The 345-nt window shown below is 59.7% G+C and carries 1 protein-coding gene; it reads right to left on the reverse strand.

Annotation, left to right across the window (positions count from 1 at the left end):
• Positions 1 to 40: 40 nt before the first annotated feature.
• The coding region (locus KIH27_RS22285; RefSeq protein WP_214095106.1) for an integrase core domain-containing protein at positions 41 to 345 on the reverse strand (305 nt) is incomplete at its 5' end.

Here is a 345-nt window from a genome sequence, read left to right on the forward strand (position 1 = left end):
TGGGCTGTGTCAAGTTCTGTAGACGTCAGAACGCTTGTTTCTACGCGGCCTGGTTGGTCGCGGAGTCGGTGCGGGTGAAGAAGTCGTTCATCACTTGGGCGGGGGTGCGGTAGTCGATGGTGGAGTGCCGGCGTCGACGGTTGTAGAACACTTCGATGTAGTCGGCGACGGCCAGGTGGGCACGGGCCCGGGTGCTGAACCGCTGGTGGTGGTACATCTCGTTTTTGAGCATGGAGAAGAACGACTCCGCCACTGCGTTGTCCCAGCACACCCCGGTCCGTCCCACCGAGAGTCGCACATCCAATCGTCTTGCAGCAGTGGCGAATTCAATGCTTGTGTATTGGG

Source organism: Mycolicibacter acidiphilus, assembly GCF_018455725.1.
GTDB classification, from domain to species: Bacteria; Actinomycetota; Actinomycetes; order Mycobacteriales; family Mycobacteriaceae; genus Mycobacterium; species Mycobacterium acidiphilum.